Source organism: Chryseobacterium taklimakanense (assembly GCF_900187185.1).
Classification (GTDB): Bacteria; Bacteroidota; Bacteroidia; order Flavobacteriales; family Weeksellaceae; genus Planobacterium; species Planobacterium taklimakanense.
In genome coordinates, this window is the sequence record NZ_LT906465.1 from 994,563 (window position 1) to 1,018,858 (window position 24,296).

Here is a 24,296-nt window from a genome sequence, read left to right on the forward strand (position 1 = left end):
GCAAAAAAAAAATTCCGTGGTTTACCGATATACCTTTGTATTAGAAATTAAAGTTTAACCCAAATATTTATCACCATGGAAAAAGACCTTATTCACAACCTCATTATTTTGGATGAAAGTGGCTCGATGTCATCGGCTTACGATGCAACCATTAATGCTTTCAATCATTTTTTAGGAAATCTGAAATCTACTGCGAAGGAATTTAAAGATCAGGATCATTTCGTTACGTTTTTAAGTTTCAATACGGAAGGAAGAAATTACCTTTCAAAAGCCCAAAATCCTGAAAAAGTGCAGGAACTCCACCGAAGAAATTACAGACCGGATGGTGGAACTCCACTTTTTGATGCTATTGGTTTCAGCGTGAACCAACTTCGTGAAAAATTGGAAAATCAGCCCAATGCGAGAGTTTTGGTATCTATTTTTACCGATGGTTACGAGAATGCTTCAAAAGAATTTACCGGAACCCAAATCCGACATCTGGTGGAAACTTTGGAAGAAAAAGGATGGACATTCACTTACATTGGAACAGAACACGATGTAAAAACTGCTGCATTTAGCATTAACATCAAAAATTCCATCAGTTTTGATAAATCGGCGAAAGGTATGGAAGAAATGTTTGTAAAAGAACACAACAGCCGAAGAAATTATCATTCGAAAATTTTAGGTAGTAACATCAACGACTTAACCACAAAATATTTTGATGAAGTAGAATAATTGTAAGCCGATTTTTGTTTTAAAGCGGCTTTTTTATTATTTTACTTAGATAAATCAAATGAAGAATTCTGTCAGAAACAGAGATTGAAAGAGAAATTAAAAAATATTGAATGACTACCGATTTAGGACGTTTTCTGGAAGCACAGGAAACGATGTATGAAACCGCTTTATCCGAAATAAAATCGGGTAAAAAACAAAGTCACTGGATGTGGTATATTTTCCCTCAAATTGCCGGTCTTGGTTTCAGTGAAACCGCCCAATTTTATGCGATTCAAAACTTGAAAGAAGCAACAGAATATTTAGATCATGCGGTTTTAGGAAATCGTCTTCGGGAAATTTCAGCCGAAGTTTTACGGCTTGAAGGAAGAGATGCGAATGAAATTTTTGGATTTCCGGATGATTTGAAACTTCATTCAAGCATGACGCTTTTCGCTTTTGCAGATCAATCTGAAGACAATGTTTTTCAAGAAGTTCTTAAAAAATATTTTGATAGAAAAATGGATGAGCAAACGGTGCTTATTGTTGGTGAATAGATTTTTGGGTGTAAAATTTTCAACAATTATTTTTTCACAAAATTTTTAAACATGAAAACCCTCAATCTCGCCCTAAAACGAATCCATTTCCTGGAAATTCTCAGCGGAGAAAAGAAGGAAGAATTTCGTGCATTTACCGATTATTATGTGGACAGATTAACTGTTAAAAATGAAAAGACGGTTCTTTTGCGGGTTTCAGAAATTTAGAAGCAGTCCACTTTTTCTCTGGAAGGTATGATAAAGCTCCGGAAATGATTGTTGAAGTGAAGGCAATTTACTTAGATCTAGAAATAAAATGGGAAAAACGAACCGAAGCAAATACCGATTTTGTGATTGTTCTGGGAAAAATCCTGGAAAAGAAAAACTGCTGATTTTTGCAAACTAAGATGGAATTAAGGGGAAGATTTTAACTGTATTTTTGAAATCTAAGAGATTGAAATCTGCTTTCGATTAGTTCCTGCAAAATTATCCTTTTTTGTGATATGATTCTTTTTTTGATTGTAGTAAATGGTACTCAAACAATTCTAATAACTATCAATAATACCGTTATTACTATATCAAATTTAGGACTGTTGTTATATTCTGTTTCCAAAAATCATTTTTTCACAAATATGTACTGTTTTTGTGAGAGAATTAACCATCAAAAAAAATCTATATCAAAAAACGTTCGTTATTCCAATCATTTTATCTATTTTTGTATGAAATAACAATCATTTTAAATGAAGAAGCAAATCCTTTTACCCAAATACACTGGTCTTTTAGTGCAAATGGGCGAGAACATAAAATTAGCTCGAAAGCGTAGAAAACTAACAGCAATGCAGGTTGCTGAGCGTGCAGGTATTGCACGTTCTACGCTGTATTTAGTAGAAAAAGGCGACAGTAGCGTGTCAATGGGTGCTTATTTTAATGTATTGCGTGTATTGGGCTTGCAAAATGATTTTTTGAAATTGGCAGCGGATGATGAAATGGGTAGAAAACTGCAAGATTTAGATCTATTATAAAATGCCAACAAACAAAACCGACATCTATGTTTATGCTCACTGGCTTGGATTAGCTGAACCTATGTTATTAGGTATTTTGTCTGCACATCAAGCAAAAGGACGAAAGGCATTTAGTTTTGAATATGACAAAAATTGGTTAAAATCCAATGCGCAAAGACTGATTGATCCTGATATTCAATTTTACTCTGGGCAACAATTTCCAAATAATAAAGAAAATTTTGGAATTTTCTTAGACAGTATGCCCGATACTTGGGGACGAACATTAATGAAACGCCGTGAAATTCAGTTAGCCAAAGCGAAAGGCGAAAATCCTAAAATACTGTATGATATTGATTATTTATTGGGAGTTTTTGACGAAACAAGAATGGGCGCATTTCGGTTTAAGTTAGATCCCCACGGAAATTTTTTAGATAATGATTCCGAAAAATCAACTCCGCCTTGGTCAACGGTCCGGGAATTGCAACAAGCCGTTGTTCATTACGAAAATGATACGGATAACGAAGCCATCAATAAATGGCTAAAAATACTAATTGCACCAGGATCATCTTTAGGTGGAGCACGTCCCAAAGCCAATATTTTAGATGAGAAGAATCAACTTTGGATTGCGAAATTTCCTTCTAAAAACGATACAATTGATAAAGCAGCGTGGGAATATTTAACCTACCACTTGGCAATTAAAGCCGGAATCGAAATGGCTGAATGTAAAATTGAAAAAGTAAATGGAACTTATCACACTTTTTTCACTAAACGTTTCGATCGAGTGAATGAGGAAAGAATTCATTTTTCTTCGGCAATGACGATGACTGGAAATAATGAAGACACGATTAAAAATCAACCAGCGAGTTATTTGGATATAGTAGAATTTATACAGAATTATGGTTGTAAAGTCAATGAAAATCTTCAGCAGTTGTGGCGAAGAATTGTTTTTAATATCGCTGTTTCCAATACGGACGACCATCTTCGCAATCACGGATTTATTTTGCATGATGAAGGTTGGATGCTATCTCCGGCTTATGACCTAAACCCTTCCATTGACAAAGACGGTCTGGCTTTAAATATTGATATGGATAACAATGCGTTAGATTTTGAATTAGCCAAAAGCGTAGGTGATTTTTTTAGATTAAATCAAGCTGAAATGCAAAAAATATTGAACGAAGTTTTCACTTCCGTAAAACAATGGAAAGAAATCGCTCAAAAAATTGGAATTTCAAGATCAGAACAAGAATTAATGCAAGCGGCATTTAGATTTATTTAAATAGATCGAACAGATTTGCACTGTTTTCCTAATTGCTCAATCAAGAATTGATATATAAGAAAAAATAAAAAAAAGAAAGCAAAGTTCCGTAGTCAGGAAAATATGCTGCAACATCAAGCCATAAAGGTTTTTCAGAAAAAGTTTTGTGGCGTTAAAATTTAGCCCCAAAATTTTTCTGAAAAAATATTGCATCGCATTTTCCTTCCACGAGGGTAGAGCACTTTCTTTTTTTTGTTTTTTTTTGAAAAATTTTTGACAGATTTTTGAAGTTAACTCATATAATCTGAAGAAAATCAAAATTTTTACAACCTGCGAAAATGAAGTATCAGTTCAGAATTAACCTGCGTAATTTAACCAGAGGGTTTTGCTCAACCTGGGTAAAATTGTTACACCCAGTCCCAGAACCTGGGTAAAAAAGATACAACCGAAACTCATCTCTATTCCTGATTTTTTTTCTTAAAAAAGCAAATCCGTCCTAATAATGTGTAAAAGCGCTAAAACGCCCATCCACATTACGTTTTCAGACCTCTAAAAAAATCCGACCTTATTACAAAATTTTTGCTGCAAGATGTGTCTTTGTACCCACAATTTTTCAAATTGGGCTTCAAAGAATTCTTGCCATTCCTATCGGAAGGGAGTAGAAAAAACTCGGAACTCGTTTTTTTTTTGAAAGGGTGATTTTTCAAAAATAAATTTCTGAAAAAAGGATTTAAGAAAAAGGAACTACCCACCACAGAAAATTGGAATATAAAATGAGATAAAGACATTAATTTTAAGTGCATTTAATTCAAAATATATTCTTAATTTTACATTCTAAGATTTAAGAAAAAAATTGTTGTATTTCACATGGTGGAATATTCGGTTACCTTAAGAATCTCCCTTTCTAGAAAATTACCTATTAATCGGTGTTTGGAAAGATATAAATATTCCTGGAGAAACCACTTACAACCAACCACTTACAATCATTTGTAGGTGGTTTTTTATTTTTTACCGCTTTTCTAACCATTGTAGGGTTAAGGCATCTTCTGCCTGGGCAAACCAATTTCATGCTCCTGCGGATACGGCGCGCGCCACGTCATGCTCACATCTTCGTTGATTTTCCGGTGAACTTCATAACGTTTTTCTTTGTCGAGAGCGTAATGTGGATCAGGAATGAAGGGCATTTTGGCCATTTTTAAAATCGTGATGGTCGGGAAATGAAAATCCACTTCTACCTGGCCTAAAAGCAAATAACAGCCGCCGCCCTGAAACGGATATTCCCTTAAATTATCAGGGAAATGCGCGGTATCAAAATATTCGCCTTCGGCATCGATCCACGTCCCGAAATACATCGTGCCTTTTTTGGTAGGAACGTGCTTCCGGGAAATAAGATACGCCAACATTTTTACCTGCTTTTTATGATATTTAAGCAGATCTTTCGCCATCACAGAACCGCGGTATTTCGTTTCCAACAAATCGAACGGACTGCACGAAACCGGGAATCCAAGGATTTCAATTTCATCAAAAGCATCCTCAAAAGGGTTTCTTTTTAATTCAGGTAACCGGTATTCTTTTTTCGGTTCTTCCTCAAAAATCGAATGGAAACGGTGTACTGGTTTGAAATTGACCATAATCAACCGCGCCTCAATCAAAAGTTCATTTTTCTGTTTCCCGGTAAAGCGAAAGGCACCTGCAAAAATTAGAATCTGCAAGGTTTCAATACCAATTGGAACGCGCTTGATGAAATTTTCCAGCGACGTAAAATCACCGTTCCTTTCCCTTTCTTCAGGAATGAACTGCGCCAGCCTGCCTTCCAGTTTTTCAATATGCATTAAACCTAAAAAAACATCTTTGCCGTACACGGTTGTTTCAAACATACTTTTGTTGACACAAGGATTATGGATGATTCCGCCGCTCATTCTGCATTCGTGAACATAAACTTCCGTGCGGTAAAATCCGCCGCCATTATTGATGGCCGCAACCATAAATTCAATCGGGAAATAAGCCTTCAAATACAAACTTTGATAACTTTCCACCGCATAACTCGCGGAATGAGCCTTGCAGAACGAATAGCCCGCAAAACTCTCTATTTGCCGGTAAACCTCTTTGCTCAAAGCGTCCGGATGGCCCTGTTTCCTGCAGCTTTCAAAAAACTCATCACGAACTTCCTGAAGTTTCTGTACAGAACGTGATTTCCCGCTCATCGCACGCCGCAAGATGTCGCCGCTTTCCGGTGAAACACCGCCAAAACCCTGCGCAATCTTGATCACATCTTCCTGATAAACCATAATTCCGTAGGTTTCACCCAACTGCTTCTCAAAAACCGGATGGAAATATTCGAATTTATCGGGATTGTTGTGCCGGAAAATATACTCCCGCATCATGCCGCTTTGTGCAACACCGGGACGGATGATCGACGAAGCCGCCACCAGAGTCTTATAATTATCGCATTTCAAGCGCCTTAAAAGTCCGCGCATCGCCGGAGATTCGATATAAAAACAACCCAGAGTTTTTCCGCGGCTGAGCATTTCATTGCATTTGGCTTCATTTTTTGAAATCTTCGTATCGCGAATATCAACTTTAATACCCTGATTTTTCTCAATAAGATGAACAGCATCATTGATCGTTCCCAAGCCTCTTTGAGACAGAATGTCAAATTTTTCCAGACCGATTTCTTCTGCGGTGTGCATATCAAACTGTACGATTGGGAAGCCCTTTGGCGGCATTTCCAAAGCGGTGTAATTTGTGATGGGTTCTTCAGAAATCAAAATTCCGCAGGAGTGCATACTGCGCTGGTTCGGGAATTTTTCGAGCAATTTTCCGTATTTGTGTACGAGTTTCACGATTTTATTGTCATCGTGCTTCTCCACCGGATTGGTGGCCAAAACATCGAGTTCTTCTTTCGGCAAACCGAAAGCCTTTCCAACTTCCCGGAAAATCGATCGGTATTTGAATTCCACATTCGTTCCGCAAAACGCTACATGATCTTTGCCGTATTTTTCAAAAATATATTTTAAAATTTCGTCGCGCTCACGCCAACTCCAATCAATATCGAAATCCGGCGGTGATTGGCGGTTCAGGTTTAAAAACCTTTCAAAATAAAGATCAAGTTCGATCGGGCAAATGTCGGTAATGCCCAAACAATAACTCACAATTGAATTTGCACCGCTACCTCTCCCAACATGCATAAAACCGCGATGATTGCTATACTGTACCACATCCCAGGTGATTAAAAAATAACCTGAAAAATTCAGTTTGCTGATAACTTTTAATTCTTTTTCTATACGTTGTTTGGCCTGAACATTATCATCGGAATAACGTTTTTTAAAGCCTTCATACGCAAGACTTCTCAATAAATCTTCATCAGATTCCTTGCTTTCGGTGAAATATTTTTTGGTTCTCGGAACTTTAAATTCGTAAGTAAAAGAACAGGCATCCGCAACAGCATTGGTGTTTTCGATAATTTGGGGATAATTCCGAAAAGGCCTCAGAACCTCCGGAACGGGTTTCATGAAATCGTTTTTTGAACATATTTCCTCTTCTGTAAGCTTGGAAACCAAAGTATTGCCGTCGATCGCACGCAGAATCCTGTGGAGATTATAATCTTCCTTTGTCTGAAAAACGACGGGTTGCAACACAACCATTTTGCTGATCTGGTGTTTTCGCTCGCGTTGCACAAGAAAATTTGTTTCGTCCGGACGTATGCCAATAAATTCACTTTCTGAAAGGTTTTCAGGAGCATTTTTTAAAGGGTAAATAACAGTGACGTCCGTAAAGAGAGGATTTTGTTTTGGAATTTCCACGCCTTCGCAATTGTAAGCCGTCATCATCCGGTTGATTTCTTCTACACCTTTCGGATTTTTGGCGAGACAGATGTAGTACAGTTCGTTGGCCACACGAACTTCCATTCCCACAATGGGTTTTATCTGATGAAGCAGGCACTCTCTGTAAAAATCATAAATTCCCGTAACCGTGTTGATATCCGTCAAAGCCAAAGTTCTCACGCCATTTTTCGCGGCGGTTTTCACCAAATCTTCTACAGAGATGGTGCCGTAGCGCAGGCTGTGGAAAGAGTGACAGTTGAGGAACATTGAATATTTTTTTGAATTAAATCAAACCGAAGCAAATCCTACCCCCCGCTGCACCGCGCCGTTTCCAAACCTGCGTTTCATCCTGTCCATCGCCTGGTAAAGGTTCATCAGTTCTTCTGTATCTTCAAAAAGATTCATCTGATGCTGCCCATGGACGAGGCCGGAAAATTTCACACCTATCAACCGCAAACGCATTCTTCGGGTGTACAGTTTTTTGAAAAGTTCGAGCGCATATTTCAGCAGCGTATGGTCAACCGCACTATACGGAATGCGGCACTGTTTGGTCTCCGTATCGAAATTGGTATAGCGGATTTTTACCGTAACAACCGAGGTTAAGAGTTTCTGTTCGCGCAGTTGAAACGCCAGGTTTTCCACCATTCGGGAAATCAGGCTGTGCATATTTTCTATATCGATGGTGTCTTCATTAAAGGTATGTTCCTTGGAAATGGATTTCTGTTCAGAGTAAGGCACTACGGGCGAATCATCGATGCCGTTGGCTTTTTTCCAGAGTTCCTGTCCGTTTTTGCCCATCATCTGCTGCAGCACATCCATGGGCATTTCGGCCAAAGTCTGTATTTTTCGGACACCGATTCTTGATAAAAGCTGAAACGTCACACTTCCCACCATCGGGATTTTCCGGACGGATAAAGGATTTAAAAAAGATTGAACCAGGTCACTTTTAATTTCCAGACGACCTAAAGGCTTTGCTTCGCCGGTTCCGATTTTTGAAACGGTTTTGTTTGTGGAAAGCGCAAAAGAAATGGGCAGCCCGGTTTCTTTGGTGATGGTTTGCGTGATTTCATTGGTCCATTTGTAGCAGCCGAAAAACTTATCCATCCCGGAGAGATCGAGGTAAAACTCGTCGATGCTGGATTTCTCCATCAGCGGCACATTATTCCGGATAATTTCCGTGACTTCATTTGACTTTTGGGAGAAAAATTCATAGTCGCCCTTCACTACTTTTGCATCGGGACAAAGCCTCAAAGCCATCTTCATCGGCATTGCGGAATGCACACCGAATTTTCGTGCTTCATACGAGCAGCTGGCCACCACACCACGCTCGCCACCGCCCACAATTACAGGCACACCGTTTAACCTGCTGTCTAAAAGCCGGGTGCAGGAAACAAAAAAAGTATCCAAATCCATATGTACGATTGAGCGTTGCATACGGCAAAATTATGACAAAAAATATCACACTTTTTAATTTTTAATGGTATAAAATGTAACATTCTTATTTATTCCTGTTTTAAAAGCAAAAATAAAAAAATCAGAGCGCTTGCCCTGATTTTGTCTTTTTCTGTTCCAACTTATTTATTGTTCCTGGTGCAAATAAATCTTTGAAACAATATTTCCCATAATCATTTCAGCATGAATCCTTGAGTTTTCAATGAACCACAGATGCGTGTCCATCCCCCCGCAAACCACTCCGGCAAGGTAGAGATTTTGAATATTGGTTTCCATAGTTTCCGGATTATAAACAGGCTTCAGAGTATCGCCTTCGAGTTGGATCCCACAGTTCTGTAAGAATTCAAAATCAGGAAGATATCCCGTCATTGCCAGAACAAAGTCGTTTTGCAATTCATTGATATGGCCCCCGGAGTCTTTGAAAATCACACGGTCTTCTTTAATTTCAATTATTTCTGCCCCAAAATAAGCCTTAATGCTTCCCTCGGCCATCCGGTTTTCAATATCAGGTTTCACCCAATATTTTACACTGTCAGAAATTCTATCACCTTTTATAATCATCGTCACTTCGGCACCTTTCCTGTAAGTTTCGAGCGCAGCGTCAACGGCCGAATTACTGGCGCCCACCACAACAATTTTCTGTTTTGCATAAGGGTAAGGCTCAGTATAATAATGCTTTACCTTATCCAGATTTTCGCCGGGAACCTTCATCAGCTTCGGAATGTCGTAGAAGCCGGTAGCGATCACTACATTTTTAGCAGAATAAACAGTTTTTGAAGTCTCTACTTCAAAAATTGCTTCAGACTTCAAAATTTTAAGAACCCTTTCGTAAAGATTGATGTTAATCCCCAGAGTCCTTGTTATACCCTGATAATACTCCAAAGCTTCCTGGCGCCCGGGTTTGGGAGCAGTAGAAATAAAAGGGATATTGCCAATTTCCAGCTTTTCGGCAGTAGAAAAAAAGCGCATATAAAGCGGATAATTGTAAAGCGAATTCACGACTGTTCCCTTTTCGATGATTAAATATTTCAGTTTGTGCTTTTGTGCTTCCCGTGCGCAGTTCAGTCCTATTGGGCCGCCACCCACAATCACAACATCATATATTTCCATAGTACAAATTTAAGTTGAATACTGCTAATAAGGTCTGAAATTTGATTTTATTTCTTATAAACTTCCACTATGAAAACAGCAGCTTACATTTTAATCCTTTCCCTGGCTGCCTGCAATAAAAGCGCGCCAAAAGTAGAACCCCGCATTGATTCGGCCACGGTTGAGGTAACGAAAGAAACCGAAAAACGTGCTGAAATTCCTGCAGATGAAGCAGCCGCTTCGATAAATCAACGCTTATTAAGTATTTTAAAATCGAAGGATTACCATGCGTTCTCGCAATACATCCATCCACAAAAGGGTGTCAGGTTTTCAATGTACGCTTATCTGCATCCCGAAAATAAGATTTTCAGCAAGGAAGATTTTGACAGATACATTAATTCAAATATCAAATTCACCTGGGGAAGCAGAGACGGCAGCGGTGAGCCTCTTGTTCTTTCTCTTAAAGATTACTTCGAAAAATGGATTTTCAAACGGGATTTCAGCAATGCCGAATATCATTTTAATGAATTCCGCGGGCAGGGAAATTCACTAAACAATATCAAAGAAATTTATCCCACACAAAATTTCACTGAAAATTATATCCCCGGGACTGAAAAATATGGGGGAATGGACTGGAACTCGCTACGGTTTGTTTTCGAACAATACAACGGGATTTACTACTTGGTTGCTGTGATCAATGATGAGTGGACCGTTTAGTTTAACCTTATAAATCCTGGGTTTCCTCCCATTCAGCTGAACTTATGTAAGCACGCTGCATAAGCCTGCGGTTTTCGTCCTGCAGCGCATTGATTTTGTGCAAAAGATTATTGATCACCTCCAGGCCGGGCATATTCACTTCCAGGTCGTAGTGCCAGTTGGCAAATTTCTCAAACTGTGGCAATTCTTCGTACAGAAGGTATTTTATATTGTTTTCAGTTTGCGTGGTAACCAGGCCATATTCTTCAAGTTCATCAAAGAATGTAAGTTCGATATTATATATTTTCACGAGTTCTTCCCTCGAAATTCTTTCGCTCATAATCAGAGATTTTTCAGTTTTTCGAAAATTTCTTTTTGTTCAGCACTAAGGTTTGTAGGGAGTTTCACGTCATAAGTAACAAACAGATCTCCGTACTGCCCTTCTTTTTTATAGACCGGAAAACCTTTACCTTTTAATCTCACTGTAGTTCCGTTTTGGGTTTCGGGCTTCACTTTCAGATTTACTGCACCCTGCAGCGTTTCAACCTTTATATCTCCGCCAAGAATTGCTGTGTACAGATCAACGGAGACTTTAGTCCGCAAATCGTCACCAATTCTCTCAAAACGGGAGTCCGGTGCAATATTGAATGTAATGTAAAGGTCACCGTTCGGCCCTCCGTTAAACCCTGGATTTCCATGGCCGCGAAGTTTAATTTGCTGCCCGTCGTAAACACCTGCGGGAATTGTAATCCTGACTTTTTTGCCGTTTATTTCAAAAGTCTGCTGGTGTGTGGTGGCGGCATCTTGAATGTTAAGATTCAGTTCAGCATAAACGTCCTGCCCCTTAAACTTGCCCGAGGCACTACCCCTGGTATTTCTGCCAAAACCCTGGCCCCCAAACATACTCTGGAAAAAATCCGAAAAGTCCTCCCCTTCAAAATCCCCACCGGAAAAACCGCTGTAGCTCTGGCTTTGCTGCCTGTATTGCTGCTGCGCCTTTTCATATTCTTCGCCATGTTTCCAGTTTTCTCCGTATTTGTCGTACTTGGCGCGGTTATCGGGATTGCTCAGAACTTCATTGGCTTCGTTTATTTCTTTAAATTTTTTTTCAGCTTCCTTATCACCAGGATTTACATCGGGATGGTATTTTCTCGCGAGTTTGCGGTATGCTTTTTTTATGGCATCAGCACTTGCGGTTTTATCAACTCCCAGAATTTTATAATAATCAATAAATGCCATTGATAAACATTAAAAATATGTCTAAAGATATAAAAAATAGAAACACATCTTTGCAATTTTTCAGAATAAAACTGCAGTTTAAAATCAAAAAAAATGGAGACAGCAAAACCTAATGATTTGCATTTATACTGTTTACACATTTTTATAAAATGCAGCCCTTCTCAACATATTGAGATTTTATGATAAAAAAATAAATTACCTTTGATTAAATTAAAATGAATGAACACTTTCCTTAGGAATTACTCCAATATCATTCTGCTTCTTGCCGGAATTCTGATTGGCAGCCTGATCGGGATTTTTTTCCCGCAAACTGTAGATTATCTGAAGCCTGTGGGCGATATTTTTCTTAATCTTCTGTTCGTGTGTGTGGTTCCGCTGGTGTTCTTTGCTGTGGCCAACTCAATTTCCGGGGTGGAGCAACAGCATAAATTTGGCAGGATCATATTCTCTATGATCATCACCTTCCTATTTTTTATCATTACTGCGGCGATTTTTACGGTGATTGCGGTGTACCTCTTCCCCACAGAAGCCGTCGGAATGCAGAATACTGGAGACCTTCCTCAAAATACCGATGAAGAAAACTGGGGAACCCGAATTGTAAAATTCTTCACCGTAAGCGAATTCACAAACCTTTTTTCAAGGCAAAATATGCTTGCCCTGCTGATTTTTGCCTTTCTTACCGGCACAGCAATCAAGAAAGCCGGAGCAGGAGGTTTGGCATTCAGGAATTTCATTTCATCAGGCTATGAAGTGATGAAGGAATTGCTCTTAACAGTAATGAAAGCCGCGCCGTTTGGCTTAGGCGCTTATTTCGCTTATCAGGTGGCAACCATTGGCCCGCAGCTTTTTGGCTTTTATGCAAAACCGCTTGGACTTTATTATGTTGCCGGCGTTATATATTTCTTCACATTTTTCTCGCTTTACGCTTTTATTGCCAAAGGCACCGACGGAATAAAAAAATTCTGGAAGAACAACATATACCCCTCTCTTACCGCGATCAGTACATGCAGCAGTTTTGCAACAATGCCTGTAAATCTTCTCGCCGCACGCAGAATAGGGATCCCGGACTCTGTAGCAAATATTGTAATACCCATCGGAAGCACCTTGCATAAAAACGGCTCCTCGATGTCGAGCATCATTAAAATTTATGTAGCTTTCCTGATCATTGGAAAAGATTTTTTCGACCCAATGAATTTGGCTTTAGCACTCGGAATTACGGTTTTCGTAAGTATAGTAGCAGGCGGAATTCCGAACGGAGGCTATATCGGAGAACTTCTGATGATTTCAGTGTATCAGCTTCCACAGGAAGCAATCCCGGCCGTAATGATCATCGGAACCTTGGTTGATCCTTTGGCAACCGTGCTTAATGCTACAGGCGATACAGTCGCCGCAATGGTTGTAACAAGGCTTTCCGGCGAAAACTTTGTCGAACCCGCGGCCGATAAGTTTTAAAAAAAGTCAATAAAAAAGCCCAAAACAAATATAGCCATTCTAAAATCAGAGCAAGGGAAATCCGGCTTTAACAAACTGCGCAGCATCAGTTTCAAATAAAGATTATGCAAAAAGTAGAGAGTATAAATAAGGAGGAATTGGTCAATGTTATAAAATCAAAAATACAAGACAAAATTAAAAGCCTCGAAAAGCTGATTGCCGAAACCCGCGCCTCAAACAACGAAACGAAAAGTTCGATGGGCGACAAATACGAAACCGGCCGTGAAATGCTTCAGCAGGAAATCAATAATCTTCAGGTGCAGTTGAATGAAGTTATAAAACAGCAAAGTATTCTCCAAAAGCTTCAAATAAAAAATTCCCAAAAAGTGGAAAGCGGTGCAGTGGTACAAACGGTAAAAGGATTATTTTTCATTTCGGTTTCTGCGGGAGAACTTATAACTGAAAATCAAAAAGTTATGTCAGTTTCGCTAGATTCTCCGCTGGCGAAAGCGATGTCCGGAAAAGGAAAAGGCGAAAATTTTATTTTAAATAACTTATCCCAAAACATCATCGAAATTTGGTAAAATTTGCCGTATTTTGTAATTTACAATGCCGCTCTCAGCTTAACGATGAGTGCTAATTTTATTAAAAAAAATGCAAAATTATCTTGACCTCCTGCAACATATTTTAGACAACGGAACCGACAAAACCGACCGTACAGGCACAGGAACCCGAAGTGTTTTCGGCTACCAGCTGCGTTATGATTTGTCTAAAGGCTTTCCGCTGGTTACAACCAAAAAAGTTCACCTAAAATCCATCATTTACGAACTTTTGTGGTTTCTGAAAGGCGATACCAATGTGAAATATCTTAATGATCACGAGGTCACCATCTGGGACGAATGGAAAGATGAAAACGGCGATCTGGGACCGGTTTACGGCGCGCAGTGGCGCAGCTGGAGAGGGGCAGACGGCAAGGTCATCGACCAGATTTCAGAAGTCATTGACCAAATCAAAAAAAATCCGGATTCCCGCAGATTAATCGTTTCCGCATGGAATGTTGCGGAAATTCCAAATATGGCTTTGGCGCCGTGTCATGCGATGTTTCAGTTTTATGTAGCAGATGGGAAACTCTCGCTTCAATTGTATCAAAGAAGTGCTGATGTATTTCTTGGCGTGCCGTTCAATATTGCGAGTTATGCCCTTTTGCAGATGATGGTGGCGCAGGTTTGCGGTTTGGAACTGGGCGATTTCGTGCACACTTTTGGCGATGTGCATATTTACAATAACCATTTCGACCAGGTAAAAAAGCAACTTTCGCGTGAGCCAAGGCCTTTACCAACGATGAAGCTCAATCCGGAAATCAAGGATATTTTTGATTTTGATTTTGAAGATTTCACGCTGGAAAATTACGATCCCCACCCGGGGATTAAAGCGCCTGTAGCTGTTTAAAATAATAATGTTGCCAAAGTTCTGAACTTCGGAAATGTTTTTTTTAGAATAATTAATTAAAAAAATTTCATTCCAAGTTTTATAACTTTTCCGGAAATCCAGAAACATATTTTAAAAATGACCCATCTTAAAATAAACCTCGATGACCATGCGAACGCAGAAAAAATCGTGGAATTGCTCACATTGATTCACGGAATAAAATCGGTGGAAATCATCAATGAGAATGCTACAGAAAGTGAACTGAAAAAGGCATTGAAGAAAAGCCGCGAACAGCTTAAAAAAGACGATTATGAAAGCATTGTGAATGATGTTTTTGATATTTTCCTCAATTCAAAACCGAAATAATTTATGAAAAAACTACTGATACCTGTTCTTTTTTTAGGAGCATTTTTTAACCCCGATTTCACATTCGCTCAAACCGAAACTTCCGGCCGTGAGGGCGTGTACCGCGCCACCCATACCAAAATGACGGAACTGAAACACACCAAACTGAAGGTGAATTTCGATTATCAGAAAGAGCAGATGAACGGCGAAGAATGGCTGACCGCAAGCCCATACTTCTACTCGACCGATTCTTTGGTTTTAAATGCGAAAGCGATGTTAATCAACGAAGTGGCTCTCGATAAAAACGGTGCGAAAACGCCTTTGAAATACGATTACAAAAACGACATCCTGAAAATAAACCTCGATAAAACCTACAACCGCAACGAAAATTATACGGTATACATCAAATATGTGGCGCGGCCAAACGAGGTGAAAGCGCAGGGAAGCGCTGCGATAACGGATGCGAAGGGACTTTATTTCATCAATCCACAGGGAAAAGAAGCGGATAAACCCACCCAAATCTGGACGCAGGGCGAAACGGAGTCTTCGTCCGTTTGGTTTCCAACCATCGACAAACCAAACCAAAAAACCACCCAGGAAATTTATATGACCGTGCCGGACAAATATGTGACTCTGTCCAACGGTATTTTGAAGGAGCAGAAAAAAGAAGCCAACGGCCTGCGTACCGACCATTGGGTAATGGACAAAAAACACGCGCCCTACCTTTTCTTCATGGGCGTTGGCGATTACGCTATTGTAAAAGACAAATGGAAAAATATTCCCGTTGATTATTATGTGGAAAAAGAATACGAACCGGACGCCAAACAGATTTTTGGCAATACGCCCGAAATGATCGAGTTTTTCTCTAAAAAACTGAATTACGATTACCCGTGGGCGAAATATGCACAAATCGTTGGCCGCGACTATGTTTCTGGAGCTATGGAAAATACCACAGCGACGCTTCACGGCGAATCTGCACAGCAAAAACCTGGCGATTTGATCGATGAGAACCGTTGGGAAGATGTAATTGCGCACGAACTTTTCCACCATTGGTTTGGCGATTTGGTAACGGCAGAAAGCTGGAGCAATCTGACTGTGAATGAATCGTTTGCAGATTATTCCGAATATCTTTGGAACGAACATAAGTACGGGAAGGACGAGGCAGATTATAAACTGATGAAGTCGCTTTTAACCTACAAAATGGATCCTTCGAATTTCAATAAACATTTGGTACGCTTCGATTATGACAGCAGAGAAGATGCTTTTGATGGGGTAAGCTATAATAAAGGCGGCGCGATTCTGCATATGCTGAGAAATTATCTTGGCGATGAGGCGTTCTTTGGCGGGTTGAACGATTATCTTAAAACCAATGAATACGGAACGGGCGAAGCGCAGCAACTGCGTTTGTCTCTGGAAAAAATCTCCGGAAAAGACCTCAACTGGTTCTTCAATCAATGGTATTACGGCAGCGGAAATCCAAAACTCAGCTATACGTCCAGCTACGAACCGGTGAAAAAACAGGTGACATTAACCTTAAATCAAACCCAAACACCGCTGTTCCAGTTCCCACTGACCGTGGATGTTTATGAAGGTGGAAAAGTTTCCAGGCAAAAAGTGTGGGCCAACGCAAAAGCGTCCAATTCATTCACTTTTCCGGCAAATTCAAATCCAACGTTTTTTAATATCAATGCTGATGGCGTTTTGCTTGCAGACATCAACGACAGCACAACGGCAGCCCAGTATCTTTTGCAGTATCAAAATTCTAAAGATTTCCTGAGCAGATATAAGGCAGTGGAATTTGCATCGAAGAACAATACCGATGATAATTCCCTGAAAATCCTTTCTGCAGCGTTAAAAGATCCGTCATTCAGAATCAGAATAAAAGCTTTGGAAGGCATCGATCTCTCAAAACCGAATGCTCAAAAAATGATGGCTGCTGAAGTAGAGAAAATGGCGCAAAATGACCCAAAAACTTTAGTGCAGGGTGCGGCGATTGCAGCTTTGGCCAAAACAAAAGACCGGAAGTATCTGCCGATTTTCGAGAAAGGACTGAATGCCGTTTCTACTTCAGTAAAAGGAAATTCGTTGGGCGCAATTTCACAGATTGACCCGTCAAGAGTTCCGGCGTTGGCAGACAAAATTGATTTGGACGGCGCCAGCGATGAACTGATTGCGCAGCTTCTACCAACCATCGTAAAAAATAAAATTGAAAAGCAGATGCCGGCCGTTGCGACCACTGCAGCATTTTATCCGTTCCTGAAATTCCAGGATCCGCAACTGGGAACTGCAGCAGAGGAAGCTTATAACTGGATCATGAGCAGCGACAACCTGAAAGCAACAGAGAATTTAACCAAAATTCTGAATCAGGCAAAAGGTCAGGTGGCACAAAATCCGCAGGCGAAAATGATGATTGTGCAGATGTTGAGAGAAGGCCTCGCAAAGAAAACGCAGGTCCTGAAAGCCAATCCGCAAAGCAAAACTATAAACCAGCAAATTGATCTGATTAATAAAACGATCGAAGCTTATAAATAACAGGTTTTCCAATAAACAAAAAACTTTGACATCCGTTGATGCCAAAGTTTTTTTTATAATATCATTTTTATTTACTTCTCAAAAACCGCAAAACCAGAAACCGGAAGGCTGAAAGCTTTATCCTGACCGAAATCTCTTTTGGCACCCGTGAAAAGGTCTTTGAATGTTCCTTCTAAATTATCATCATTTATCGTGAACTGAACCGGATTTTTCGACATATTTAAAACGGTTAACACTTCATCTTTTCCGTTTTTGCGCACGTAGGCGAAAACTTTATCATCGGCAGAAGTTTTTAACCAATATGTTGTAACTGCAGGATCACCGCCGCGCAAAGCCGGGTTTGATGATTTTAAATTCAACAGGGTTTTGTAAAAATTCTGCAGCTCTGGTTGCTGTGCGCCCCAAGGAATTGGGTCCTTTTCAAAAAACTCAAGACGTTTGGTCTTCAGAGGAAGCTCCTGCCCGTTGTAGATCAGTGGAACGCCATTCCAGGTGATTGAAAATACGGCTAAAGGCTTTGCGAACACGCCATATTTTTCATATTCGGTGCCGTTCCAGGTATTTTCGTCGTGATTGGAGGTAAACCAGGCTCTCATCGAACCGTCGCCAATGTCGGAATATCTTTGAAGCAGCGTTCTTAAATCAGAAAGCGGAAGATTTTTTTCATTAAACTCGCGGGTTTTATGCATCCAGCTCCAAATGTAGCTGGCATCAAATACTTTTCCGTAATCAGGATTTTCAAGTTCATCAAATTCACCTAACCAAAACAGCGGCTTCACAGCATCGACCTGCGGACGGGCCTCCTGCCAGAAATCTACTTCAACCCAAGAAGCAAGATCACAACGGAAGCCGTCAATATTGGCTTCGCGAACCCAGAACTTCATCGCATCAATCATCGCTTTCCTCATCGCCGGATTTTTATAATCCAGTTCGATGATGTCGTCCATCCCCGATGCAATCTGGAAATCGTTTGTTTTAGGATCTTTCAAATAAAAGTCCGGATTTGTTTTGGTCCACTTGTGATCCCAGCCCGTATGATTGGCAACCCAGTCGATGATGACCTTGAAACCCAGCCTGTGTGCTTCATTTACAACATGTTTGAAATCTTCCATCGTTCCGAACTCCGGATTGATCGCGGTGTAATCTGCAGCAGCATACTGGCTGCCTAAAGTTCCTTTTTTACCTTTCTGTGCGATTGGCGTAATCGGCATAAACCACAGAGTTTTAACGCCCATTTCCTTTAGTCTTGGCAAATGTTTTTCAAAAGCGCGGAAAGTGCCTTCCGGTGTGTACTGCCTTACATTGACTTCATAAATGTTTGTGGTATGCTTCCATTCAGTTGGTAACTCCATAGTTTTAGTTGATTTTTGTGTGGTGCAGGAGAGAATTCCCAATCCCAATATTGCTAAAAGAATTATCTTTTTCATAATTAATATTTTAGAAACTTTTCAAAATAAAGCCTGCCTTTTTTGTATTAAATTTCGATTCGGTACCCCTTGCACGGGTTAAGATCTTCTTTAAAGGCCTGCACTTTATTTTCACAAATTTAATAAATTGAATTTTAAAAGTGAAAAATAAAAAAGCCCTGAAAATCAGGGCTTCGCATATTGTGAAAACTGTTTTTTAACCTTCACCATCCTCTTCATAAGCATCATCGGCATAGTCAGTAGGCTCATCATCATCGAAAGTTTCGTCCTCATCTGAAAAATCTCCACTTTCGAAATCATCATCAAACCCAAAATTATCCTCATCCTCATCCATCAAAGGCATCACTGACCTTTTGTTTTTTGCGCTGCCACCTTTTCCCGGAGCTTTCAAAGGTACATTTCCGAACCGGTAAACGGTAATCGGATAATTAACGGACGGTTTTTCATCGATCACTTCAATAATTTCGCAGAAAAACTCCCATAAATCGAGTAATCCGTACTGGAACTGTGCTTTGTCACCAACAGATTCGAAAGCTTCGTTGATGTAAACATCCGACATAATTTCCCCGTCTCCTTCATCACTCATATCTTCCAAAGGCACGCTTTTGATGATGGTACCGTCATCCTCCAGAAGGTTAAAAGCGGAAAGCTCATCACCCTGCAGGCTGAATGCACTTTTGATTCCGAGATGCAGGTTCCAGAGTGTCTGTTTCTCCTTAATCTCGATATCCCGGAAGATGTCTTCTTTCGTGTCTAAGATTACACGTATCTTATAAACCATACCTATTATTACTGACTTTATTTTTTAATCAAAAATGTTCTACATTCGGGTACAAATATAAAACAATTGCAAAGTGACCAAAAAAATTTTAAAGTTTTTATTTAAAAAAGATTTTGCTAAATTTTTCGCCCCTGAAACTACCCTTTTTCGAGCATGAAACTGAAGTTGGTACCCTCCAGATACACGCTTTCTACGGAGATATTTTCGTTGTGAGCTTCCAGAATGTGCTTTACAATCGCGAGGCCCAGACCTGAACCGCCTTCTCTCCGGCTCCGGCTGCTTTCTACACGGAAGAACCTTTCGAAGATCCGTGGCAATGCTTCCGGTTTTATACCCATCCCGTTGTCTGAAACTTCGATAAGGACTTTATTTTTAAGAACAGTGGTTTTCACGATAATCTGCGCCTGCTGGCGATTAGCATAATGTATTGCGTTGGAGATTAAATTAATAAGGACCTGGGAAATTTTCTGCTTATCGGCATTTACGAAAACTTGCGGTGCAGACGTATTCAAACTTAAAATGGCGTTACGGCTCTGCGCTTCGAGGTCAAGCATATCGAAGGTTTCTTTCACCAGAAGGTTGATGTCGAATTTTGAAATATTGAGTTTGATCTCACCGCTCTCAAAACGGTTAATCATATCCAGATCATTCACGATATTGATCAGTCGCTCTACGGAAATCCCGATTCTTTCAAGGTATTTGTCGCGGATGTTGAGGTTTTCAACGCCGCCATCGCGCAGGGTTTCGATATAACCCTGAATTGAAAAAAGCGGTGTTTTCAGCTCGTGGGATACGTTGCCAATATATTCTTTCCGGTAGGCCTCCATCTCCTTGATCATATCGATCTCGGAAACATTCTGGGTAAGTTTTTCGGAAAGTTCTTTAAAACCCACATTCTCGGAATCTTCAAAAAAATCCTTTGGCAGGTCCACCGCTATCTTTTTGATCTGGCGCCGGCCGTACGTCCTGAACAGGAACCCAACCCCGAAATAATTAATAAGGAAGATCAAAAGAATGCTGATAATGAAGAGCAGGTCTGCATTGACCTTATCTACGTCAAAAGTCTTTGAATAATCGAACGCAATTACGATCACCGTAATCGCTAAGGTCATAAATAAGGCTGCGAAAAACGAAAGCCGGTTAAACTTCATTCCGTAAAGTTACACAACTAATTTGTAACCGATGCCCTTAAGGGTCTGGATTGAGGAATCGCCTAATTTTTCCCTGAGCCTGCGGATATGCACATCGATGGTTCTCTCTCCCACGATCACATCATTTCCCCAAACTTTTTCCAGAATTTCTTCGCGTTTGAAAACTTTCTGTGTGTTCGACGCTAAAAGATATAACAGGTCAAATTCTTTTTTAGGAAGCAGAAAAACCTGTCCGTTTTTGGTTACTCTGAAATTATCTTTGTCTATAACCAGATCACCAATTTCAAGAATTTTGACACTGTCTTCCACCTGGTTTGTTAACTGAAGAAGGGCATTAATTTTAGAAATAAGAATTTTTGGTTTGATGACCTTCACCACGTAATCGTTGGCACCGGCCTGATAACCGGCTAACTGAGAGAACTCTTCGCCGCGCGCAGAAAGGAAAACGATAAGTGTTTTTTGCAGTTCCTTAACCTTACGTAAATCCTGGCAAGTCTCAATACCGTCCTTTTCCGGCATCATGACATCCAACAATATAAGATCGGGGAGGATCTCCTTGGCTTTTTCTATACCATCGTTACCGTTGTCTGCTGTAAAAACCTGGTAACCTTCTTTCTCCAGATTATAGGATAAAATCTCGAGAATGTCCTGTTCGTCATCAATTAAAAGAATCTTTTTGGGGTTCATTTTTACCTTTTTAAACCTTCAAAATTACTCAATTATACTTATGTACTGCGTTGCGGAATTTTTTGTTTACACAAAATTAACATAGTATGGTTTTCTGTTAATCTTTTTTTAAAGAATATTTAAAGATTACTAAACCCCAACTCCAGAAAATGATGAGTTCCTTTGCAGCGATATATTTAGTAATTAAGATTAAGATGAATCTAAGAAAAGTAAGTATTGCCGCGTTATTTTTAACCGCATCATTTACAACAGTTTACGCACAACAGGACACTGTGAAAACCGAGAAAAAACTGGAAGGCGTAACCATTAAAGGAACTACCAAAAAAGGCGCTGAGAGTAACCTGATAAACATGCAGAAGAAATCAGTCGAAGTAGTAGAAACCGTAGGTACAGAACAATTATCCAAGCAAGGTATCGGTGATGTAGCTACAGCGGTAACTAAAGCGACCGGTACTGTAAAACAGGAAGGTTCCGGAACTATTTCAGTAAGAGGCCTTTTAGACAGGTACAACACAACTACACTGAACAACCTGCCGATTCCATCAGAGAATCCAGAGAACAAAAACATCGATCTTTCCATCCTTAAAACGGATATGATCGAATATATAGCAATCGAGAAGGTGTTTGCACCTAGGCTTTTAGGAGATTTCGGCGGTGCAAACATCAACGTGCTATCTAAAGAATACAGAGGGAAACCTTATGCAAAAATCGGCATCGAAAGTTCTGTCAATACGCAGGCGTTTGATGCTGATCCTTTTTATTTACAGTCTGGACCAAATTTCTGGGGATTTAAAACTTCTAAAACTCCTGGCAACTCAAGAAATGTATATCCTGTAAATACTTCCTGGAACTTTAAGGATACTTTTGCTGGTTCAAACTTTACGCCAATAAATTCAGGCTTCAGCCTGGAAGGAGGAAAGAACTTCAAACTGGGTGAAACTACATTAAGCGCATTTTTCTACGGTGGCTGGAATAACGATTATTTCTACGCTCACGGTAAAGAAGCTAACTACAACAGCACAGGTAACCGACTTAATGATTATAATGTAGATAAATACAACTACGGAACCAATACTACCGGTGTTGTGAACTTATTTTACAGGCTAAATGCCAACAACAGACTTAAGTTGATCTCCAACTATATCCACTCGACTACTCAGGAAACAAGAATTTTCCAGGGCTATAACTACGACTGGGCTACTTTGGACAACGCTTATATCCGTAGAGCAGAATATAAAGTAACAGACTTATTCGTAAACCAATTGGGTGGTGAGCACAAGCTGAGCGACAAGCTAGACCTTGACTGGATCGTAGGATACAACATGCTTGACAGCAAAAGGCCAGACCGTATTTCCAACACTCTAATCCGTCAGCCAAACGGAATCTACAGAGTGAGACGTGATGGTGGATCTTCAAACAGATATTTTGATAATCTGAATGATGATGAGCTTTCAGGAAACATCTCTGCAAACTATAAAATCACTGATAATTTTAAATTAAACCTTGGTTATCAGGGAAGATTTAAAGATAGAAAATTTGACGCGAGACAGTTTGACTTCCGTTACAGCCCGGCTTATTCAGGCCTTGGCGAAGTAGTAGATCCGAACAATATTGATCAGGTTTTCAACCAGCAGAGATTTGATGCAGGTTATTTCACAATCGAATCCAACAAGCAAAATCCTGACAACTATTTCGAAATTGCACCGATTATCTTCAACGGAAAACAATATGTAAATTCCGGTTTTGCAAACCTTGATTATGTTTGGGATAAATTGACAGCGCAAATTGGTGTACGTTTCGACAACATCAATCAGGATATGAACTGGGATACAAACTACACTTTACCTGACGGTTCTAAGTCCAGAAAATTTGATTATCAAAAATTCCTTCCGGCATTAAACCTGAAATATAGCCTTACAGATAACCAAAACTTAAGACTTTCGGCTTCCAGAACGTACACTCTTCCGCAAATGAAGGAGCTGGCGCCTTATATGTACAACGAGGTAAGCGAAACTACTGTTGGTAACCCGGATGTAAAACCTTCTGACAACAATAACCTGGACCTGAAATGGGAATATTTCCCTGGCAAAGGCGAACTTTTCTCCTTAACTGGTTACGGAAAATATATTCAGAATCCAATTTCTAAAGCTTTAGTAGGTGAAGGGCTTTATTCATACTTAAACGTTGGTGACTGGGCTTATGTTTGGGGACTTGAAGCTGAAGTAAGAAAAGACCTTTATAAGACTGACAATGGCAAGTTTTACACCTTCTTGAATGCTTCTTACTTAAATTCACAAAGTGAGCTCGATACAGAGAAAATCAAAAAAGAATCAACTTTCTATGTAGCATTTGATCAAGGCGTTACAAAAGATAAACTGGAAGGAGCAGCAGATTTTATAGGAAATGCAAACCTTGGATACAGCTATACCTCGCCGAACAAAACTATTATGGATTTTGTAGCATCGTATTCATATATAGGCCAATATGTTTATGCCTTGAGTACTATGGAAATTGGAAATGTCGTTCAGAAGCCGATCAACCTCTTCGATGCAACTTTCAAGGTAGCTTTTCCAAACAAGATAGAACTTAGCCTCAAAGGTAAAAACCTGATTAACCCAAGCGTCAAAAGAATTCAGGAAACCGGCCAGGAATCTGTGACTTATGATTACAAAAGAGGCCGCGAATTTGGGGTAAGCTTAGGTTACACATTTTAATAAAAAAGGAAAGAAAAA

Annotated in this window: 21 protein-coding genes; 12 read left to right on the forward strand and 9 right to left on the reverse strand. The window is 39.8% G+C overall.

All coding sequences use genetic code 11. The features are described 5' to 3' along the window. Positions 1-75: 75 nt before the first annotated feature. The 5 genes from CKV81_RS04730 (at position 76) to CKV81_RS04745 (ending at position 3,503) form a co-directional block, all read left to right on the forward strand. Positions 76-714 (forward strand): vWA domain-containing protein, encoded by a 639-nt coding sequence (locus tag CKV81_RS04730; protein ID WP_095070925.1) that lies wholly within the window; start codon positions 76-78, stop codon positions 712-714. Positions 715-824: 110 nt separating this feature from the next. Next, on the forward strand, positions 825-1,247 hold the full coding sequence (locus tag CKV81_RS04735) for a DUF1810 domain-containing protein (RefSeq protein WP_095070927.1): 423 nt from the start codon (positions 825-827) through the stop codon (positions 1,245-1,247). A gap of 51 nt (positions 1,248-1,298) precedes the next feature. Next, the gene (locus CKV81_RS13315) at positions 1,299-1,454 is read left to right on the forward strand and encodes a hypothetical protein (protein ID WP_157727365.1); all 156 of its coding nucleotides are present in this window, start codon (positions 1,299-1,301) and stop codon (positions 1,452-1,454) included. A 512-nt stretch (positions 1,455-1,966) separates the two neighbouring features. Then, entirely contained in the window at positions 1,967-2,248 is a 282-nt protein-coding gene (locus CKV81_RS04740; RefSeq protein WP_095070929.1) for a helix-turn-helix domain-containing protein, read from the forward strand. A 1-nt stretch (position 2,249) separates the two neighbouring features. Then, the gene (locus tag CKV81_RS04745; protein WP_095070931.1) at positions 2,250-3,503 is read left to right on the forward strand and encodes a type II toxin-antitoxin system HipA family toxin; all 1,254 of its coding nucleotides are present in this window, start codon (positions 2,250-2,252) and stop codon (positions 3,501-3,503) included. Positions 3,504-4,516: 1,013 nt separating this feature from the next. Here the strand turns inward: CKV81_RS04745 and CKV81_RS04760 are convergent. From CKV81_RS04760 to CKV81_RS04770, 3 genes are all read right to left on the reverse strand, one after another. Further along, on the reverse strand, positions 4,517-7,573 hold the full coding sequence (locus CKV81_RS04760; protein WP_095070937.1) for a DNA polymerase III subunit alpha: 3,057 nt from the start codon (positions 7,571-7,573) through the stop codon (positions 4,517-4,519). A gap of 21 nt (positions 7,574-7,594) precedes the next feature. After that, on the reverse strand, positions 7,595-8,740 hold the full coding sequence (gene dinB, locus CKV81_RS04765) for a DNA polymerase IV (RefSeq protein ID WP_095070939.1): 1,146 nt from the start codon (positions 8,738-8,740) through the stop codon (positions 7,595-7,597). A 144-nt stretch (positions 8,741-8,884) separates the two neighbouring features. Further along, positions 8,885-9,868, reverse strand: a complete 984-nt coding sequence (locus tag CKV81_RS04770) for a YpdA family putative bacillithiol disulfide reductase (RefSeq protein WP_095070941.1) — start codon at positions 9,866-9,868, stop codon at positions 8,885-8,887. A 69-nt stretch (positions 9,869-9,937) separates the two neighbouring features. On the opposite strand from CKV81_RS04770, the gene CKV81_RS04775 reads away from it, so the two are divergent. Beyond that, on the forward strand, positions 9,938-10,564 hold the full coding sequence (locus tag CKV81_RS04775) for a hypothetical protein (protein ID WP_095070943.1): 627 nt from the start codon (positions 9,938-9,940) through the stop codon (positions 10,562-10,564). Between the two features lie 7 nt (positions 10,565-10,571). Here the strand turns inward: CKV81_RS04775 and CKV81_RS04780 are convergent, their stop codons facing one another. Both CKV81_RS04780 and CKV81_RS04785 read right to left on the reverse strand, forming a co-directional pair. Beyond that, positions 10,572-10,883, reverse strand: a complete 312-nt coding sequence (locus CKV81_RS04780) for a chaperone modulator CbpM (RefSeq protein WP_095070945.1) — start codon at positions 10,881-10,883, stop codon at positions 10,572-10,574. Between the two features lie 2 nt (positions 10,884-10,885). Then, positions 10,886-11,782 (reverse strand): DnaJ C-terminal domain-containing protein, encoded by an 897-nt coding sequence (locus CKV81_RS04785; RefSeq protein ID WP_095070947.1) that lies wholly within the window; start codon positions 11,780-11,782, stop codon positions 10,886-10,888. Between the two features lie 219 nt (positions 11,783-12,001). On the opposite strand from CKV81_RS04785, the gene CKV81_RS04790 reads away from it, so the two are divergent. The 5 genes from CKV81_RS04790 (at position 12,002) to CKV81_RS04810 (ending at position 17,518) form a co-directional block, all read left to right on the forward strand. Next, entirely contained in the window at positions 12,002-13,234 is a 1,233-nt protein-coding gene (locus tag CKV81_RS04790; RefSeq protein ID WP_095070949.1) for a dicarboxylate/amino acid:cation symporter, read from the forward strand. Between the two features lie 104 nt (positions 13,235-13,338). Then, positions 13,339-13,797, forward strand: a complete 459-nt coding sequence (locus CKV81_RS04795; protein WP_258454548.1) for a hypothetical protein — start codon at positions 13,339-13,341, stop codon at positions 13,795-13,797. A gap of 70 nt (positions 13,798-13,867) precedes the next feature. Then, positions 13,868-14,662, forward strand: a complete 795-nt coding sequence (locus CKV81_RS04800; RefSeq protein ID WP_095074249.1) for a thymidylate synthase — start codon at positions 13,868-13,870, stop codon at positions 14,660-14,662. A 117-nt stretch (positions 14,663-14,779) separates the two neighbouring features. Beyond that, positions 14,780-15,007, forward strand: coding sequence for a hypothetical protein (locus CKV81_RS04805; protein ID WP_095070951.1), 228 nt, complete (start codon positions 14,780-14,782; stop codon positions 15,005-15,007). Between the two features lie 3 nt (positions 15,008-15,010). After that, positions 15,011-17,518 carry a M1 family metallopeptidase gene (locus CKV81_RS04810; RefSeq protein WP_095070953.1) on the forward strand — a complete coding sequence of 836 codons (2,508 nt, stop codon included), beginning with the start codon at positions 15,011-15,013 and terminating at the stop codon, positions 17,516-17,518. A gap of 71 nt (positions 17,519-17,589) precedes the next feature. On the opposite strand, the gene CKV81_RS04815 is transcribed toward CKV81_RS04810, so the two are convergent. From CKV81_RS04815 to CKV81_RS04830, 4 genes are all read right to left on the reverse strand, one after another. Further along, a complete protein-coding gene (locus tag CKV81_RS04815) occupies positions 17,590-18,945 on the reverse strand; it encodes an alpha-amylase family glycosyl hydrolase (protein WP_095070955.1) in 1,356 nt (451 codons plus the stop codon). Between the two features lie 196 nt (positions 18,946-19,141). Beyond that, positions 19,142-19,726, reverse strand: coding sequence for an IS1096 element passenger TnpR family protein (locus CKV81_RS04820; RefSeq protein ID WP_095070957.1), 585 nt, complete (start codon positions 19,724-19,726; stop codon positions 19,142-19,144). Positions 19,727-19,863: 137 nt separating this feature from the next. Beyond that, positions 19,864-20,877, reverse strand: coding sequence for a sensor histidine kinase (locus CKV81_RS04825; protein WP_095070959.1), 1,014 nt, complete (start codon positions 20,875-20,877; stop codon positions 19,864-19,866). 9 nt (positions 20,878-20,886) lie between these two features. Next, entirely contained in the window at positions 20,887-21,564 is a 678-nt protein-coding gene (locus CKV81_RS04830) for a response regulator transcription factor (RefSeq protein WP_095070961.1), read from the reverse strand. A gap of 194 nt (positions 21,565-21,758) precedes the next feature. Between CKV81_RS04830 and CKV81_RS04835 the strand changes: the two genes are divergently transcribed. Continuing rightward, positions 21,759-24,278 (forward strand): TonB-dependent receptor domain-containing protein, encoded by a 2,520-nt coding sequence (locus CKV81_RS04835; RefSeq protein WP_169842766.1) that lies wholly within the window; start codon positions 21,759-21,761, stop codon positions 24,276-24,278. Positions 24,279-24,296 lie beyond the last annotated feature (18 nt).